At 56.9% G+C, this 16,349-nt stretch carries 15 protein-coding genes; 8 read left to right on the top strand and 7 right to left on the bottom strand.

Features of this window, described 5'->3' with window-relative positions:
• Nucleotides 1–149: 149 nt before the first annotated feature.
• From QCE73_RS32305 to QCE73_RS32290, 4 genes are all read left to right on the top strand, one after another.
• Nucleotides 150–1,073, top strand: coding sequence for a LysR family transcriptional regulator (locus QCE73_RS32305; protein ID WP_035509063.1), 924 nt, complete (start codon nucleotides 150–152; stop codon nucleotides 1,071–1,073).
• Nucleotides 1,074–1,177: 104 nt separating this feature from the next.
• The gene (locus tag QCE73_RS32300) at nucleotides 1,178–2,305 is read left to right on the top strand and encodes a muconate/chloromuconate family cycloisomerase (RefSeq protein ID WP_309885299.1); all 1,128 of its coding nucleotides are present in this window, start codon (nucleotides 1,178–1,180) and stop codon (nucleotides 2,303–2,305) included.
• Between the two features lie 71 nt (nucleotides 2,306–2,376).
• Complete coding sequence (gene catC / locus QCE73_RS32295; protein ID WP_035509151.1) at nucleotides 2,377–2,655, top strand: muconolactone Delta-isomerase; 279 nt, start codon at nucleotides 2,377–2,379, stop codon at nucleotides 2,653–2,655.
• Nucleotides 2,656–2,671: 16 nt separating this feature from the next.
• The gene (locus tag QCE73_RS32290; RefSeq protein ID WP_404989845.1) at nucleotides 2,672–3,877 is read left to right on the top strand and encodes a benzoate/H(+) symporter BenE family transporter; all 1,206 of its coding nucleotides are present in this window, start codon (nucleotides 2,672–2,674) and stop codon (nucleotides 3,875–3,877) included.
• A 106-nt stretch (nucleotides 3,878–3,983) separates the two neighbouring features.
• Here the strand turns inward: QCE73_RS32290 and QCE73_RS32285 are convergent, their stop codons facing one another.
• Nucleotides 3,984–5,027 carry a helix-turn-helix domain-containing protein gene (locus tag QCE73_RS32285; RefSeq protein ID WP_309885074.1) on the bottom strand — a complete coding sequence of 348 codons (1,044 nt, stop codon included), beginning with the start codon at nucleotides 5,025–5,027 and terminating at the stop codon, nucleotides 3,984–3,986.
• 323 nt (nucleotides 5,028–5,350) lie between these two features.
• Here QCE73_RS32285 and QCE73_RS32280 point away from each other — a divergent pair, with 323 nt between their 5' ends.
• The 4 genes from QCE73_RS32280 to QCE73_RS32265 all read left to right on the top strand — a co-directional run bounded on the left by QCE73_RS32280 (nucleotide 5,351) and on the right by QCE73_RS32265 (nucleotide 9,488).
• On the top strand, nucleotides 5,351–6,394 hold the full coding sequence (locus QCE73_RS32280; protein WP_309885298.1) for a carbon-nitrogen hydrolase family protein: 1,044 nt from the start codon (nucleotides 5,351–5,353) through the stop codon (nucleotides 6,392–6,394).
• A gap of 384 nt (nucleotides 6,395–6,778) precedes the next feature.
• Nucleotides 6,779–7,258, top strand: a complete 480-nt coding sequence (locus QCE73_RS32275) for a porin (RefSeq protein ID WP_309885073.1) — start codon at nucleotides 6,779–6,781, stop codon at nucleotides 7,256–7,258.
• 1,157 nt (nucleotides 7,259–8,415) lie between these two features.
• Nucleotides 8,416–8,925, top strand: a complete 510-nt coding sequence (locus QCE73_RS32270; RefSeq protein ID WP_081818362.1) for a PRC-barrel domain-containing protein — start codon at nucleotides 8,416–8,418, stop codon at nucleotides 8,923–8,925.
• Between the two features lie 245 nt (nucleotides 8,926–9,170).
• Nucleotides 9,171–9,488, top strand: coding sequence for a hypothetical protein (locus tag QCE73_RS32265; protein ID WP_029672548.1), 318 nt, complete (start codon nucleotides 9,171–9,173; stop codon nucleotides 9,486–9,488).
• 156 nt (nucleotides 9,489–9,644) lie between these two features.
• Here QCE73_RS32265 and phoU read toward each other — a convergent pair whose 3' ends face one another.
• The 6 genes from phoU to QCE73_RS32235 all read right to left on the bottom strand — a co-directional run bounded on the left by phoU (nucleotide 9,645) and on the right by QCE73_RS32235 (nucleotide 16,080).
• Nucleotides 9,645–10,352, bottom strand: a complete 708-nt coding sequence (phoU, locus tag QCE73_RS32260; RefSeq protein WP_029672547.1) for a phosphate signaling complex protein PhoU — start codon at nucleotides 10,350–10,352, stop codon at nucleotides 9,645–9,647.
• A gap of 611 nt (nucleotides 10,353–10,963) precedes the next feature.
• Nucleotides 10,964–11,170, bottom strand: a complete 207-nt coding sequence (locus QCE73_RS32255; protein ID WP_029672624.1) for a hypothetical protein — start codon at nucleotides 11,168–11,170, stop codon at nucleotides 10,964–10,966.
• A 254-nt stretch (nucleotides 11,171–11,424) separates the two neighbouring features.
• Complete coding sequence (locus QCE73_RS32250) at nucleotides 11,425–12,549, bottom strand: VIT1/CCC1 transporter family protein (RefSeq protein ID WP_309885072.1); 1,125 nt, start codon at nucleotides 12,547–12,549, stop codon at nucleotides 11,425–11,427.
• A gap of 229 nt (nucleotides 12,550–12,778) precedes the next feature.
• Complete coding sequence (locus QCE73_RS32245) at nucleotides 12,779–13,312, bottom strand: cytochrome b (RefSeq protein ID WP_309885071.1); 534 nt, start codon at nucleotides 13,310–13,312, stop codon at nucleotides 12,779–12,781.
• A 301-nt stretch (nucleotides 13,313–13,613) separates the two neighbouring features.
• Nucleotides 13,614–14,090 (bottom strand): hypothetical protein, encoded by a 477-nt coding sequence (locus QCE73_RS32240; RefSeq protein WP_145944660.1) that lies wholly within the window; start codon nucleotides 14,088–14,090, stop codon nucleotides 13,614–13,616.
• A 313-nt stretch (nucleotides 14,091–14,403) separates the two neighbouring features.
• The gene (locus tag QCE73_RS32235) at nucleotides 14,404–16,080 is read right to left on the bottom strand and encodes an ATP-binding protein (RefSeq protein ID WP_309885069.1); all 1,677 of its coding nucleotides are present in this window, start codon (nucleotides 16,078–16,080) and stop codon (nucleotides 14,404–14,406) included.
• Nucleotides 16,081–16,349 lie beyond the last annotated feature (269 nt).

The following is a 16,349-nucleotide window of genomic DNA, read 5'->3' as shown; positions in this document are numbered from 1 at the left end:
TGTGGGGGTTAACCCTTGTTTTGCCCCGCTTCCGATATGCTCCGAAGGTATAATGCGGGCTGAAACAAAGCATGAATCGGAGAATAGTGGCGTTAAAGAGCCCAGTCCAAGACTGATTTAGTATCGGGCTATATCGAGGAGGTATTGAGATGGAGTTGCGGCATCTTCGCTACTTCGTGGCCGTCGCCGAGGAGCGCAATTTCACGCGAGCAGCGCAGCGACTCCATATCGCGCAGCCGCCGTTGAGCCGACAAATACAGCAACTTGAAGAAACGCTGGGTGTGCAACTGTTCGAGCGCAACTCCCGGCCGCTTAAACTAACCGAGACGGGGAAGTTCTTCTACTCGCACGCCGTTCAGCTAATAGCCCAAACGAGCGAGCTGGAATCCATGACAAGGCGAGTTGGCAATATTGAGCGGAGCCTGTCGGTGGGTTTCGTCGGCTCGACGCTCTACGGGATGTTGCCGAAAATCATCCGGCGGTTTCGCGACGAGAACAAGACAGTTGAACTGAGCCTTCACGAGATGTCGACGATGGACCAGATTCGCGCACTCAAGGACGGTCGCATCGACGTAGGCTTCGGCCGCATTCGCCACGAGGATGCCAACATCCATCGAGTCATTCTCCGCGAAGAGAAGATGATTGTCGCGCTTCCCGATGGTCATCCGCTCTCGGTTTCGAAGCCCGTGCTTACGCTGCGAGACTTGGTTCATGAAACACTCATTATTTTCCCTAAGACGCCCAGGCCTAGCTACGCGGACCAAGTGCTCTCTGCGTTCCAGGACCGCGCGCTCACGCCTCATCGCATCTATGAAGTACGCGAGTTGCAGATTGCCTTGGGTCTTGTCGCGGCCGGCGAAGGGATTTCAGTGGTCCCAAGCAGCGTATATGGTCTGAAGCGCGACGATGTGAGCTATAAAGAGCTGGATGACCCGACCCTTGTTTCGCCAATCATTATGAGTAAGCGGGCAATGGACGAGTCGCCCGACATTGCGGAGATGCTGGAGCTGATTTATCGCCTGTATGAGGAGGAGCGGATTCCCTACGTGCCACGCGCCGACAAAGGGCGGTAGGCCTCTCATACCTCGAGAGTATGGCACTAGACGTCGATGGTCTTGGACAGCAGATTATTGCCCGCGCAATACTTCGGCAACTCACCCACTTTGCCATCCCAAGTATGAACGTCCAAATCACATCCGTCGAAGCGATTCTGGTCGACCTTCCGACCATTCGCGCGCATCAGCTGTCCATGGCGACGATGCAGCAACAAACCATGGTTATCATTCGCCTGCGTTCGAGCGACGGCATCGAGGGCATCGGCGAAGCCACGACCATCGGTGGCTTGTCTTACGGCGAGGAAAGCCCCGAAGGTATCAAGCTGACCATCGACACATACCTTGCGCCGGCGCTGGTTGGGCAGGATGCAAGGAACGTCAACGCGGCCATGCTCAAGCTTAACAAGGTAGCGCGTGGAAATCGAATCGCCAAATCGGGCTTAGAAACGGCGCTGTTGGACGCACAGGGCAAGCGCCTCGGTGTTCCTGTCTCTGCGCTGCTCGGTGGCGCCGTTCGCAAGACGCTCCCGGTACTTTGGACGCTGGCGAGCGGCGATACGAGTCGCGACATCGAAGAAGCTGAAACGCTTCTCGCTGAACGTCGCCACAACGTGTTCAAGCTGAAGATTGGTCGTCGCAGCGTGCGAGATGACGTGGCGCACGTGTCGAAAATCAAAGCGGCACTCGGTGACCGAGCAAAGGTGACGGTTGACGTCAATCAGGCGTGGAACGAGGTCGATGCAGCCTTGGGTATCGAAACTCTGGAGGCCGCGGGTATCGACCTCATCGAACAACCCACGCCGCGCGAGCAGCGGGGGGCGCTTGCCCGGCTCGCGGCGCGCTTCACCGTTCCCATCATGGCCGATGAAGGAGTCACGGGTCCGGAAGATGCGCTTGAGCTCGTACGCGATGCGTGTGCTGATGTATTCGCGCTAAAGATTGCTAAGTCCGGTGGCATATACGGCATGATGCGCACGGCTGCCGTCGCCGACGCAGCGGGGGTGTTGCTGTACGGCGGGACGATGCTCGAAGGTAGCATCGGGTCAATTGCTTCGGCACACGGCTTCAGCGCGCTTCCGCAGCTGGCGTGGGGTACGGAGCTTTTTGGACCGCTGCTGCTCAAGGACGACATCGTTACGGCCCGTCCGCAGTATCGCGACTTCGACCTGCATATTCCGGAAGGTCCGGGACTCGGATTGCAAATCGACGAAGAAAAGCTCGCGTTCTATCGTCGCGACAAGAACGCCTGAGCGCGCGCCAACAAGAATATCGACATGACGCTCCGTCCTGCGTGCAGGGGGAGTGCACCACAGGAGGAAACATGCTGTATCTCGTAAAAATGGACGTACATCTACCGCACGACATGCCGGCGGCACAGGCTGAGGAAATCAAAGCGCGTGAAAAAGCCTACTCGCAGGAGCTGCAGCGGGCGGGAAAATGGCAGCAGTTGCATCGCATCGTAGGTGAGTACGCGAACTACAGCGTCTTCGATGTGGAGTCGCATGACGAGCTCCATACCATCCTGTCGGCCTTGCCCTTATTCCCGTATATGAGCATGCAAGTGACGCCGCTTGCACGTCATCCGTCGTCCATTCGCTGAGGACGCGGGCCGCTTCATGTGCCAGGACAGGAATGGGACGTTGGATTCGGTCGCGTCTAAGCGCGCTTGGTCAGTATCAGCAGTTACGGCGGGATTACTCGCCGTCATCATCTCTTACGCCGGCCCGCTCGCAATCTTCTTCCAGGCGGCCCACACCGCCCACGTGGGTAATGACGTGGTCGCCTCCTGGGTATGGTCGATATCGATGGGTGCGGCAATATCCGGACTGGCGCTGAGCTGGTGGCTGAAGCAACCCATCATCACGGCGTGGTCCGCGCCCGGAACGGCGTTGCTCGTGACGCTCTTTCCGGGCATGCCTGTGAGCGACGCCATTGGAGCGTACATTGTCGCTGGCGCATGCATCCTTGCGCTCGGCGTTTCGGGGCTCTTCGACCAGATTACGAAGCGCATTCCCCAAGGGATTGCCTGCGGGATGATGGCGGGAATCCTTTTCCAGTTTGGCACCAACGTGTTCAAGTCAGTGGCCATCAATCCATGGCTCGCATTCGGCATGCTCGGTAGCTATCTGGTTTTTCGTCGCTGGGCAGCGCGCTACTGTTTGATTCTCGTGCTCGCATTCGGCTGCCTGCTCGCAATGGCGCTCGGTTTGACGCACTTTGACACCGTTAGCCTCCAAGTGACCCACCCGGTATTTACGCTGCCCACCTGGAACTGGCAATCGATGATTAGTCTGGCCGTGCCACTTGTCATCGTGAGTCTGACAGGACAGTTTCTGCCCGGGTTCGCTATCTTGCGAGTCTCCGGATATGAGACGCCGAGTCGGCCTGTATTAGTGGGAACCGGCCTTGCGTCGATTCTTGTCGCGTTCACAGGCGGAATAACAATTGTCATCGCTGCGATTACGGCAGCGCTATGCACGGGCTCGGATTCGCATCGTGACCCGCAGCGTCGATACGTTGCAGGTATCGCCAATGGACTCTTCTACCTTATCGGCGGAACATTCGCCGGAACGGTGGTCATGTTGTTTGCCGCGCTTCCTAACGCTTTCGTGGCAGTTCTAGCTGGGCTGGCTCTCTTGGGAGCAATCGCCACGAATATCGTAGGGATAGTCTTGGATGAACCTCATCGCGAAGCATCGTTCATCACCTTCATCGCAACAGCCTCGAATATGAGTTTTCTGGGCCTGGGTTCCGCGTTTTGGGGAATCGTCTTGGGAACAGCGGCGCATATTGTGTTGCGAAGAACTGCCAAGACGCGTTGACTGGCGGTCGGTAGAGCGCTTGTTGGTCCGGTAGCTCGCCCTTTTCATTCTGGGTGCCTAGCGCCCACCGGCGCCTCGCGCACAGTTCGACTCGTTCGCGTTCTCGCTAAATGTCCTCAGCTACCCCGGCGGCGGCCGTCAACACCTTTGACGAGCCTCGCCGTGACGAAGGATGACTCCAGCTTGCCCGATATTCTCGCGGACTTTCCCCATACTGCTGACGGAACGTTCGGCTGAAATGTGCTGCATCCGAGAAGCCCGAATCGAAAGCAATCTCTTTAATGCTTTTGTTCTCAAGCGCGCGATTTCTGAGGGCGATAGAGGCAATCTTCAATCTCTCATACCATAACGCCTCTGCCGCGGAAACGCCCTGAGATGCGAAGGCCCGATACAGCGCACTCACCGACATCCCAAGGGCACTGGCGACCTTCGGAATCGTCAGTTCAGAGTCTCGGGCGTTCTCCCTAATGTAGGCTTTGATTCGTGCTTCGTGATACCGCTGCCTCTTGGAAGCCTCCGGTGCTTCTGAAGGTCTAAGAGCGCGAAGATTCGCGGCTATCAGGTCGGTGACGGATTCAGCCACACACGAAAGGGTCTCTCCGTCACACTCATCGATGGTCGCCGGCAGTTCTGCTATCACGTTGCTCAGGAGCCGACTGATAGGACGAGCCCCGGCCATCCTATGTGCGGTGAGGTCCTGGGCGAGCGGGACCTGCATTCTCAGTTCCTCGCGCGGGACCCTGATAACGAACTGTTGAAAATCCCCCGGGAAGTCCAGCACATATGGTCTGGTCGTGTCGTACATCGTGAAGTCACCGGGAGCCAATTGTACCAATCGGTCGTCCTGCATCACGTCACCCGAGCCCGCAACCTGCATCACGACGAGAAAGAATTCTCCTTCGTTGTCGTGAGACCGTTGCTCCCCCCGTCTAAGAGTTTGCCTCGTCGAGGAAACAAGATGGGTGTCTAGACCCGCCAGCGGGCGATGACTAATCGTGGCTTGCAACTCGCGGTCAGCTAAGCCATCACTCGGCTCGTATTCGAGCGTCACGAACATCTCACTGAGGAGCTGAAGCCACGCGTCGACTTTTTGACCGCATGTAAGGTCCCTATTTACTGAATAATCTGCCACAGCGCCCTCGCTCGTCACGTCCCGCTCCGTAAGCAAAGAATAGCGGGGACATAAATACAGTGGAAGTTGTGCTAGCACTGACTCCATCGTTTTCGGCACATTGGCGGTGTGAGAGCGTCAGTCAAGTAATGCGGCAGTATCAGGCAACAGACGTTTTTTTTGCCCACCTAGGATATCTGCATGACATCGGAGCATCTGGGGCAGCGCAATAGAGCGCCTCTATATTCGAAAATCGATTTGATGAATATTTAGAGAACCTGTCGCTGGCTTCGGCTCGCGACGGCTCCGAGTCGTCTTATGTTTATCCAGCAGGTTTACGGAGCGCGTTAAGAGAGGCGATGATGAAGCAGAATCTGAAAGCGAATTATAAAGTGGCCGCAGTTCAGGCTGCTCCAGAGTTTCTGGACCTGGATAAAGGTATTGCCAAGGCCGTTGCACTCATCGAAGAAGCGGCCCGTGCAGGAGCATCGCTTATTGCGTTTCCCGAGGTCTGGCTTCCGGGCTATCCGTGGTGGATTTGGCTGGACTCGCCAGCGTGGGGTATGCAATTCGTGCGTAGGCACTTTGAGAATTCCTTATCGCTCGAAGATGAACGCTTTGAGACCATCAAGTCGGCGGCTGCTAGAAACGGTATTTACGTTGTACTGGGATTTTCTGAGCGCTCTGGTGGCTCGCTGTATATCGCGCAGGCGATAATCGACGACCACGGGCAGTTGATTGCTACTCGACGAAAGCTCAAGCCCACTCACGCCGAACGAACCGTGTACGGCGAGGGGGATGGGAGTCATCTCGCAGTGCACGACACTTCAATTGGACGTCTCGGCGCTCTTTGTTGCGCCGAGCACATCCAGCCGCTAACAAAGTTCGCAATGTACGCACAGAACGAACAGGTTCACGTCGCATCATGGCCAAGCTTCTCCGTTTATCGCGGTGCGGCTTACCAGCTTAGCGCGCAGGCAAACAACGCGGCAAGCCAGGTCTACGCGCTCGAGGGCCAATGCTACGTACTCGCGCCGTGTGCGACAGTTTCAAAAGCAATGGTTGACATGCTGGTCGACACCGAGAACAAGCGAGTGCTTCTGACCGAGGGGGGCGGCTACGCCATGATATACGGTCCGGACGGGGCGCCCCTTTGTGAGCCGTTAGGGGAGACGGAAGAAGGACTGCTCTTCGCAGACGTCGACTTAGGCGCAGTGAGCATGGCAAAGGCCGCATATGACCCAGTGGGGCATTATTCTCGACCGGATGTGTTCCGCCTTCTCGTCAACCGCAAACCTGCACAACTTGTGGCTGAATTTGAGCACGAAGCGATGGCGCAAAAAGAACCTGCAAAGACATCAAACGGAAACGGCGGAAACGAAAGCTTGGCATCTGACGCTCCGTAACGCGGGTTACGCATTTCTCGCAGCGAAGAAACACTCACACCGCCTCGATGCGGCGCTTCAGGCGGCATATTAGTGGGCACAGCTGAGATGTCTGTATTGCGAATTAGATAGCGTTGTGTAGTCGGACATCTCTCGCGTGCTCAGCACGTTATCCATGTCACGGTCCGTGGCATCTCCGCACTCGCAAGAAGACGCCGCAGCGTCGAGGGCATCCGGCGCAAAAAAGCTCCGCAGCGCCACTCATTTGGACCTCAAGCTTCCGGACACTGCAGCCGTTTGTATAAACAGTAGTACAGATTACTTGGTTCGCATCGCCTTGGTTCGGTTAGCCCGGCAGGGTCTTCGCGTGCCGCGTTTTGCATCATTACCTTTCAGAAAACAGACATGAAAAATACCAAGAGAATGTGGCAAATGAGTAGCAAGGCGTTGGCGGTCCCTGTAAGCATGGCAATGTGTTCGTCTGTACTCGCACAGTCTTCGGTGTCTTTGTACGGTGTGCTGGACGCCGGTATCACGTACACTAGCAATATCTCAAACGCCAGTGGTCACGGAAGGGCAATCCAGTTTCAAGATGGAATTTTCCAGCCAACCCAGTGGGGTATGACCGGCGCAGAGGACTTGGGCGGCGGAGTAAAAGCCATATTCACGCTTGAGAATGGTTTCCAGCTTTCCAACGGGTCTTTGATTTCAAACGGTTCAATCTTCAACCGTAAGGCGTACGTTGGTTTTACAGGCCCTTGGGGCAAGATTACGCTCGGCCGAGATTTCGATTTCATAGGCGAGACGTTCGCAGGCTATTCAAACGCCGTGATAACGCCGTCGGGGCTGCTCGGGTGGGGCCACAACCTAACCGTCACGCGATGATGGTTGACGCACTTCTGACCAAGTGTCCGAACGTCATGGTTGGGTTAAGCAAAATAGCGGTTCGAGCGTCAGCGCTAACGTGAACGACACGAAAAATCGAGAGCAATTGGCGTTTGAAGCCGCCCAACGATAATGCCTCGGGTTTCATACTCTCAAATCGATGTATGCCGATTGCCCGGCATTCTCCGGGCGCGCTAACGAAATCCCCGTTCCCTAGCATAAAAACGAGGTAGCGCTTTGACGACGTCCCGGAACGCCGGCTGAGTCGCATAGAACGGGGCGTCCGATTGGCATCTCGCGGCGAAAGACTACTGCGACGATGACCGTTCGTCGATATGCCGGAGCAATCGTCGAAGCCGGTCTCGCTGCGCTGGTATCAAGCCCGGTGTCTCCAGCGCTTGCATCACTCGTTCGCGCCAATAGGTTTGTGCGAATGTTGAATGCGCGCCTTCACCCGCAAGAATGCGCTCTAAGTGTTCGATTTCGCCATCGAGGCTGAGCGCATGACATGCCCATAGGCCTCGAATCTGGCTCGACGCTCTTCTCATTGGCTCCCCCTGCATGCCGACGACAGGCCTGCGCAAACGTCGTTCTCGAAGCCGCGTAAATAGGTATTTAGTTTACATATTTTTGGACAAGTGCGGTGGCAGATTTATAGGGGTTTTTCCGGCTTGGAGAGCCGCTTTGTAAAGGAGTTGCCACGGTCACAAGAGCGACTGTCTGCGCCGCATATGAGTGAGGGACCTTCCTCTTGCCGAGATAAGCGAGAGTCCAAGCAATCGCCTGTCGAGGACGAACTACGAGCGATAGCCAAGAAGCTTCCTCGAAGAAGACTAAGCGTAAGGGTCGAATCGTAGAGGGACTCAAGTCAAAAGCGAATGCAGGTCAAAGGCTCCTCTGACGACGACGCTGTATGCCTTTCATTCCATCCTTCTGTTCCCTTCGTCCCTCGGTATCAGGCGGTCTGCTTCGGTGTCTTAGACATTGTCCATCAATGTCGAGGCGCGCCCCACGGTCTTTGCTGGAGGCCTAAGCGGCGGCATGCTCATTGCGCGCACGATAGGTCCCTTGCCCCGCTTGCCGCCCGACGCAGCGGCGCAACCAGCAGCCTTCTTATGGAAGGAGAAGAGCGGGCGATTTCACAGGAGACGACAATCATGACGACAAGCAATTTGACTGGGTCCGGCGCGGCGCAAGGCGGCGCGAACATCGTAGGCAGTGGCGTGGGTGACGGGCCCGGTCCCGATGTCATGGCAGCGTCCACGCTCGACAGCACGACGGTCATCACGTCGGACGGCGAGGACGTCGGGAAAATAAAAGACATCATGCTGGATGTGCGCAGCGGGCGTGTTGCATACGCCGTACTTTCAAGCGGCGGTTTTCTGGGCATGGGGGACACCCTAAGAGCGATACCCTGGAATGCTCTGACGCTCGATACGGACCAGAAGGTGTTCAGAGTCGACATCACTGCCGACCGCATCAAGAGCGAACCAGGCTTTGACAAGGACCACTGGCCAGCGATGGCTGACGTTAGCTGGGGAACCTCTATGCATCAGTACTACAATCGCCAGCCGTATTGGTCGACCGCCTCCGACCCGCTTACCGGAAGCGCTGACCCGTTGACGGGAACGAACCCGGTTACGGGCAGCCGCGACCCGCTTCTCTAAGCCCGTGCTTCGCAGACCGGGCCGCCTTCATCGCGAAGCCGCCCGGTCATAATCCGATGATTCGGCTCCGGCTCGGAACGGTCGTCGTCCTTGTCGATGTTGGAGCGCGCTGGCGCGACGCGGTTTTTGGCGGCAACCGTATAGGGAAACAAAGGGGAAGAACCCTTCGCCGACATCCGAAGGGCGGCCCGGATACCCTCATCGGTAGGTAGAATCCGAGATATCGAATACCTGCGGAGGACGCCATGCCTGAACTCTCCGGTAACGCAGAACTGCTAATCGTCGACGTGGAAACCCAAGAGGAGGAGCGCCTCGTATTGACGGAGAAAGACTTCCATCAAGAGAAGCGTTCCATGCTTGACGATGATGTTCTGCGCGAAGACGAAGAAGGCGAATTCGTGGCGGAGGCAAGTGCGCTGGGCTACGACTTCCGCGTAATCGCTACGCCACCGAACAATCTCGACATCGAGGACGACCCCGAAGAAATCCGGGTCGAGATTGTTGAGAACAATTTCGAGTTCGTTGAACCGTCCGATGACCAAGACGAAATCGAAGACCTGTGATGCCTTTAGGCAGGCTCGTGATGGCCGCATCGAAAACTGGTCGTGCACGCATCCCTGCATTTCCCGCAGGCCGCGGAAGGGCGAAAGAAAGCGCCGCCTACCTGTCGATGTGAGGCACGCCCCTTCGCCCGCTGGGGGCGACCTGAGACGAAGTTTTCAGTCTGAGAACGCCGCGCGTTCAAGCTCGTCCAAGGGGATATGGCGCACGTCGCGACCCTTGACGATAAACACAAGGAATTCAGCAATGTTCTTTGCGTGGTCTCCAATGCGCTCGAACGCTTTGCCTATGAATAAATATTCAAGCGCGACCGGAATGGTCCTGGGCGCCGCATTCATCTGCATGGCAAGCCTTCGAGACAACGCGCGGAACGCTTCGTCAATGACCTTGTCGTCTCGTACGATTTGCGCCGCGCTGACCGTATCCATTCGTGCGAATGCGTCAAGCACACGATGCAAAATTAAGTAGGCCAACTCGCCGCATTTCTTCAATTCGGCGGCGTGGAAGGTCGCCGCATCACCGCTTTCTGATATGCGGCGCATGCCTTTGGAAATCTTTCGCGCTTCATCACCTACACGCTCGAGGTTCGTCACGCATTTTGACATTGCCATCAGCAGCCGTAGGTCAGAGGCAGCGGGCTGTCGACGGGCGATGATGTGTTGTATCTCTTGGTCAATTGATTTCTCGAGCACATTGAGTTGGCGCTCACTGGCGCGGATGTCCGCAACGAGCGTCGGCTCGTATCGACTTATCAGTTGCAGGCAGCGCTCGATTTGCCTCTCGACGATACCCCCCATCTCGAGAAGATGCGTCGAGAGTGCGATGAGGGCGGCGTCGAATGCACTCGAAAGATGCTTATTTTGCATGGCGGTTTCCAGGTTCGTGCGCCCCTTGATGGATGCCGCGGTCCCGCGCGGCGTTCAGCCTGCGCTTATTCTAACGCGTCGACAAAAACGGTATATATCGTTTTTCGATGGTTGCCTAACGTTACGTTGGCGAATCACTACAGCCGCACACGCTCGCCGTCTAGACATGGAAAAGCGGCGGGCGTTTTTACACAAGCGAGACCAGCCCCAGGCGTCCGAAGGTCGTTCTTTTCGGACACGTTTGTTCCGTGTTTCTTGTGCCAGACTTTCTGCAGCGTTGCCATGTAATCGTGCATCGGACAGGGTGCAAACTTGTCGCGCTGGCCGCTTTACTGTCTAGAACAACAATCGAGGCTCGATACGAGTCCCGCATATGAGGAAGTTCCTGATTCGCACCTACCCGACTATCTATCAGAGCCTTGAGTCGCTCTGCCCAGGCGGCGAGCGCTTCGGGTGTGGCGATGGCTGGATTCCATCGTCGAAGGCCTCTCGCTGGAGCTTAAGGCAATCGCCACGGCAGGCGGCGTTAATCGTTTCAGTGTTATGCAGGTAGGCGAAGACGGGTCCTGGCGACCACAGTCTCTGGTCTGTTCGCTTGAACTGAGTCACGGTCACGGATTGATGAACGCCAAGAGTTCCGGCAGCTTCCACTCCTTCAGGCGTTCATCCAAAAGATTATCAAAGACTGAGTAATAGAGACTCACACACGCGGGATTCGTATGGTCGTAGACGCCAAACTGCGCCGCGACGAGCGCTTCAGCGGCCTGCTCGGCAGACTCAAAGGAGCGTCGCGCTTCTTCTCTACTAATAGGTTGCATGTCGGGCCTCGTCGAATTAAACGTTTGCTGAGTCCTAGGCATATCGGCACATCCGGGAATTTCTTTAATCTTCGCGGTCAAGCGTCGTACCGACATATCTCGGCTGCAACGCTGAACGCTTCACGAGCGCCATAGTGCCCAACAGCCGCGAACTTGTACGCGGCCAAGGAATCGTTACTCAAATCACTTTGCCGGCGCCCGCTCAACCGCTATCGAATCTGCGGAGCACCGCCTGCCAGCAGTGCCCGAGGGTCCTACGATGTCGCGACGCCGAGCACCCGCCCGACGCCGAATGTGAATGCGGCAGCGACAAGACCAACGAGAATTTGTCGAACCGCCGAAAAGCCCGCACTGCGACCATTGAACAGCGATGTGAACACGCCGATGGCGGCAAGGGCCAGCACACTGAAGCCAATGCACTGAACGATAGCAGGGGCCCCGGACGACCAAAGGAACGGCATAGCAGGGAAGATTGCGCCAACTGCGAACAAGCAGAATGAGACGCCCGCCGCTGACCACGGATTGCCGCCAAGCTCGGCTGGGTCTAGCCCCAGCTCCTCACGAACAAGCGCATCCAAGGCCTTGTCCTTGTCCTGCATGAGTTGCGCGGCGACTCGCTTCGCTTCTTGAGCGCTCAATCCCTTAGCCTTGTAGATAAGCGCGAGTTCGTGCTCTTCGGAATCGGGGCTATGCTCGAGCTCGTTCGCTTCCTTCGAGACTTGAGCCTGCGCCAACTCGCGCGCGTTGGTCACAGATAGCCATTCACCGAGCGCCATCGAGCAAGCGCCGGCAATGAGTCCGGCGAGCGCCGTCAGCAGAATAGCTTTGTTGCCGGTTCCTGCGCCGGCTACGCCCGCAATCAGGCAGAAGTTCGAGACCAGGCCGTCGTTGGCACCAAGTACGGCGGCACGCAGGTCGTTGCCCGAGGCAACTCCGCGATGCCATGATTCGGCCTGAGCGATGTCTGCGCCCTGAGCCGCTGCGGGCCTTCCCGCGTTCGCTAACGCCTGAACTACATTCGCGTGTTGGTGCTCGTCCTCCGACATGCGCGCGGTATCCGGATTGCCGGCATACTTGTTCCGGTCGGCAAACTCGGCGGCCGCGAGAGACGGAAGGACGAATCGCGGCCCGAGCAGATGCACGAGGCCCTTCATCAGATATGTCTTGGCGTTGAAGCCGGCCGGCGGCTTTCTGCCGTTGGCTCTCAGCTTGTCCGCCCAGACGCGTGCGTGCATGCGTTCGGACGCCGCGAGCTCACTGAACACCTGCTTGCGGAATTCATCTCGCTCAACGTGTGCCAGCGTCTCGTAGATTGCTGCACTGTGAAGTTCATCGGCGAGGTTTGCTCGATATTTTCGAAGCTCTTGCGCGGAAGCCATTTAATCATCCATTGCAGTGGTTCGATGACATGACGCCGTCGGCTCACCGCTAAAAATATGAGACGCCCAAGTCGCAGATGCGAATAAAAATACTTCTAAATCTGCTTGTTGCAACGGTTATCCCGACCGCATACGTGAAATCGGGCTGCCAGTCATTCGACTGGTAGCCCGAACTGAGAAACCCGATTGCGCAACGGCCGCGCCTGCCGCTCCACCTACGGACGCACAGTCACAGCATGCGTTTAAGCACCGAGTCACGGAAGACAAAGCGATGAAACAGCGCTGCTGCGATATGCAAAACAATCACCGCGAGCAACACCCACGCGAGCACGCTGTGAATGTCGCCCAGCGCCATCCCGGTGGACGCCCCTTTCGACGCTAGGGCCGGATAGGGAAGTACGCCAAGGAGATTCACCATCCAACCCCGTGCGGATGCGTTCGCCCATCCAGCAAGCGGTACGACCAGCAGCAGGGCGTATAGAAGCCAATGAGTTACGGTTGATGCGAACCTCAACTGCGGCGAGAGCTCAGCTGGTTCCGGCGCGTGCGTCATCCGCCAGATGATTCGAATCGCCATAACGGCGACAATCGCTGCACCCACGCTCAAGTGCCACGAAATCTCGCCAGTCGGCAAGGTATCGTGATGCACGTCTGGCATCGTCCAACCGATGATGAACTGAGCAAAGATGAGACCGGCAATAAGCCAATGAAGCACACGAGCGACTGGACTGTATACGCAACTCTGCGAATGATTCTCAACCACGATGGGTCCGGCTCCTGACAGAAACGAAGGGTGTCATGTTAGCGCGTCTGCGCTGAAGACAGCCTTAGGGGAGACGGATTACCTCAGGAATAAGTCGCTTCAACAATCCACGCCGACTTTGGCACCGACCCCAAGGGGGCGCCAGCGAATGCCGGCCGTTGGACGAAATGACCATGCTGACAGCAGCCTGAAACATAACCGGCGTTGTGCGTCTATTGCGCATGCTGGGCGAGGGTGCCTTCGAAAAGGCGACAGACGCTCCTAGGAAACGGGGAGACTGCGCCGCCGAAGACTACCCGAGTTAGTCGTTCTCTTCGTCAAGATTCTTGCTGGACGAGTTCGAGCCTTCGGTGTCGGGTTTGGTCGTCTCATCTTTACCAGATTCTGTTTTCGTCACCTTCAACTCGTCTAGCTTGCGGTCAATGGTGTCCTTCGTGCTCGGACTCACGTTTTGTTTGGTCGAATCGGTCGTCGCCATGTCTGCTCCAGTTCTCTTCGAAAGCGCGAAAGCGCGGGTTCCAGCAGTGGCCGCATGGGGCGTTCCTGCACGGACACGGCGGCGCGCAGCTAGTCGCGGCGGTCCGGACATCAGATAGCTCGCCTTTCGTACTGAAGGCCGTGCGCGCGCGAGGGAATGTGCTTTGCTAACAGATGTACACCCAGCACTTTTTATATCGACTATGGCAATCACCTCCTCATCCCGGCGCGCGAAAGTCGTCTTGTTCCCGACGAGAAAGGTGGTCGTTGCGAAGGCTGCCGACACGGAAGCGTCAATCACTGCAGTCGCCGTGCGAGGTGCTTCGGAGGGCTCCAGCGACGGCAAATCCGTCCATGAGGGACGTCGAAATATCAAGCAGAACAACCTCCGGTTTCCACACCTAGGCGGTCGCACTAAACGGCGCTCAACTTATGCTTGCTCATCTACAGGTACGCCGCGAGTGCATCGGCGCCGCTGCTATTGTCGTCAATGCCGAGCACGCGCGGTGAGCATCCTCTCCAGGAAAGCTGGGTGACGTTCATCGCCGGGCCTCATGGGCCGTTCGTGTCATTTGCACGCCAACCCCGCGAACCGTCTTTGCCGAAGGCGTTCATTAGTTTCTGGAGTCGAGCGCAAGGCGGACCGCTTTGGCGAGTTCATCGAGGCTATAAGGTTTAGCCAGAAGGGTGACGCCATCGTCGAGCCGTCCCTCATGGGAGATGATGTCGCGGGTGTACCCAGATGCGAAGACGACCGCGGCGCGATGAGGCGGTGCGCTTGCGATGGCTGCGAGTTCGCTGCTCCTTACGGTTCCTGGCATCACGACGTCCGTAAAAAGCAAATCAATAGCCGGACCTTTTTGCAAAACTGCCAGCGCTGAGTCGCCGTCGTGGGCGGACAAGACCTTGTAGCCAAGTTGCGCAAGCATATCGATTGCCGCAAGGCGCACGGCCGAATCGTCTTCTGCGACAAGGATGGTCTCTCCACCGTGGAGGGCGTGGGAATGTGTCGCGCGCTCGTCGGAGCTTTCTTCGCCGTCGCATGCTGGGAAGCACAGCGAAATGGTCGTTCCCTTCCCAAGCTCTGTCTCGACGTCGATAAATCCAGCACTTTGCGTGACAAAGCCAAATACCATAGAGAGGCCCAAGCCGGTCCCATGCCCCTCCGGCTTTGTGGAATAGAACGGCTCAAACATACGCGCTCGGACGGTCTCAGACATGCCTTTGCCATTGTCGGTCACCGAGAGCTTGACGTACTCTCCGGAGGGCAAATCAGAATCGGTCGGTAGGCGCTGTTCATCGGTGCAGTTGCGCACATCGACCTTTATCCGTCCGGACTTGTCGATTGCGTCTCTCGAATTGATGATTAGGTTCAATACCGCGTTCTCAAGCTGATTTCGGTCCACGTTTATATTCTGGACGTCCTCAGCCACTGTAACGGTGAGGGCTATTGACTCAGGAAGCGCTCGCAGCATGAGGTCAGACATTGAGTCCAATAGCTTTCTAGGACTGATGGTCCTTGGATTGAGCGGCTGCCGGCGGGCGAATGCAAGCATTTGCGACGCCAGTCTGCTTCCCCGGCTGATGGCCGAGGACATTGCCCCAAACCGGCTTTCGAGGTTCGGCGTCTGTCGCGTCGCAAGTCTAATGAGTTCAAGGTTCGAAGATAGTATCTGCAGCACGTTATTGAAATCGTGTGCTACTCCGCCTGTGAGATTCCCTATCGCTTCAAGCTTCTGCACTTGGCGGAACCGCTCCTCGGCTTGGACTCGTGCTGTGACCGCCTCGGCAACGCGCTCTTCTAACGTCCGGGTGAGCTTTAGAAGCTTCTCTTCGGCAATTTTTCTGTCTTGCTCAGCGAGAACCTTCTCCGTGGTCTCGAAGACAATTGCAATGACGCCGGCTGGCCGACCGTCGTCGTCGGCTACCGGAGAGTAGTGCAGGTCCATCCAGACCTGCTCGGGTGTTCCACTGCGCAGAAGGGTGAGTTCCTTGTCCTTATAAGACAACGTCCCGCCGGCAAGGCAGGTATCCACGACGTGTCGGTTGAAGTCTGCGACCTCCGGCCAGCCTTCTTCAACAGGCTTACCAAGCAGGAAGGGGTGGCGACCTCCGGCAAACACGGCGTACGCGTCGTTGTAAACCATTGTGCCGCGTCGGCCCCAGAGCATGACCAAGGGCAGCGGTGACGCCAGTACGAATCTGACTGCTGCCTGAAGGCTATGCGACCAGCGTTTAATCGGGCCCAGCTCGGTATCGCTCCATTCGAAGGCAGCGATGCGTCTCGCCATTTCGCCTTCCCAGCCTGCGCAATCGTACGAATCTACTGGCCAAGTCTCTCGCGTCTTCATTGCGCTTGCTTCCTGCAAAAGAGGAAGATATCCGTCTAGGGTTTGTCCATCGATGTAATGCTGACTTTTCGACAGCAGTAATTTAGAACATTTCTACGGCGAACCACAATGACAATAATCCAAGTCCGTTGTCCGAGGCGTTGGTCCAGCGTTACAAGCTTTCGCCGCCAGTGAAAAGCAAACGTTTCCGAACTCCGAATTGCATTCAC

The sequence above is a fragment of the Caballeronia sp. LZ029 genome, from assembly GCF_031451275.1.
Taxonomy (GTDB): domain Bacteria; phylum Pseudomonadota; class Gammaproteobacteria; order Burkholderiales; family Burkholderiaceae; genus Caballeronia; species Caballeronia jiangsuensis.
This window is presented reverse-complemented; position numbering and strand designations above follow the sequence as displayed.

Excerpts from the sequence above, each read along its gene's own strand:
- QCE73_RS32255 (WP_029672624.1), bottom strand. The coding sequence starts at position 11,170 with ATGCAACCTATTAGTAGAGAAGAAGCGCGACGCTCCTTTGAGTCTGCC.
- QCE73_RS32290 (WP_404989845.1), top strand. The coding sequence starts at position 2,672 with ATGTGCCAGGACAGGAATGGGACGTTGGATTCGGTCGCGTCTAAGCGC.
- QCE73_RS32275 (WP_309885073.1), top strand. The coding sequence starts at position 6,779 with ATGAAAAATACCAAGAGAATGTGGCAAATGAGTAGCAAGGCGTTGGCG.
- QCE73_RS32300 (WP_309885299.1), top strand. The coding sequence starts at position 1,178 with ATGAACGTCCAAATCACATCCGTCGAAGCGATTCTGGTCGACCTTCCG.
- QCE73_RS32235 (WP_309885069.1), bottom strand. The coding sequence starts at position 16,080 with ATGGCGAGACGCATCGCTGCCTTCGAATGGAGCGATACCGAGCTGGGC.
- catC (WP_035509151.1), top strand. The coding sequence starts at position 2,377 with ATGCTGTATCTCGTAAAAATGGACGTACATCTACCGCACGACATGCCG.
- QCE73_RS32270 (WP_081818362.1), top strand. The coding sequence starts at position 8,416 with ATGACGACAAGCAATTTGACTGGGTCCGGCGCGGCGCAAGGCGGCGCG.
- phoU (WP_029672547.1), bottom strand. The coding sequence starts at position 10,352 with ATGCAAAATAAGCATCTTTCGAGTGCATTCGACGCCGCCCTCATCGCA.
- QCE73_RS32265 (WP_029672548.1), top strand. The coding sequence starts at position 9,171 with ATGCCTGAACTCTCCGGTAACGCAGAACTGCTAATCGTCGACGTGGAA.
- QCE73_RS32305 (WP_035509063.1), top strand. The coding sequence starts at position 150 with ATGGAGTTGCGGCATCTTCGCTACTTCGTGGCCGTCGCCGAGGAGCGC.
- QCE73_RS32250 (WP_309885072.1), bottom strand. The coding sequence starts at position 12,549 with ATGGCTTCCGCGCAAGAGCTTCGAAAATATCGAGCAAACCTCGCCGAT.
- QCE73_RS32280 (WP_309885298.1), top strand. The coding sequence starts at position 5,351 with ATGAAGCAGAATCTGAAAGCGAATTATAAAGTGGCCGCAGTTCAGGCT.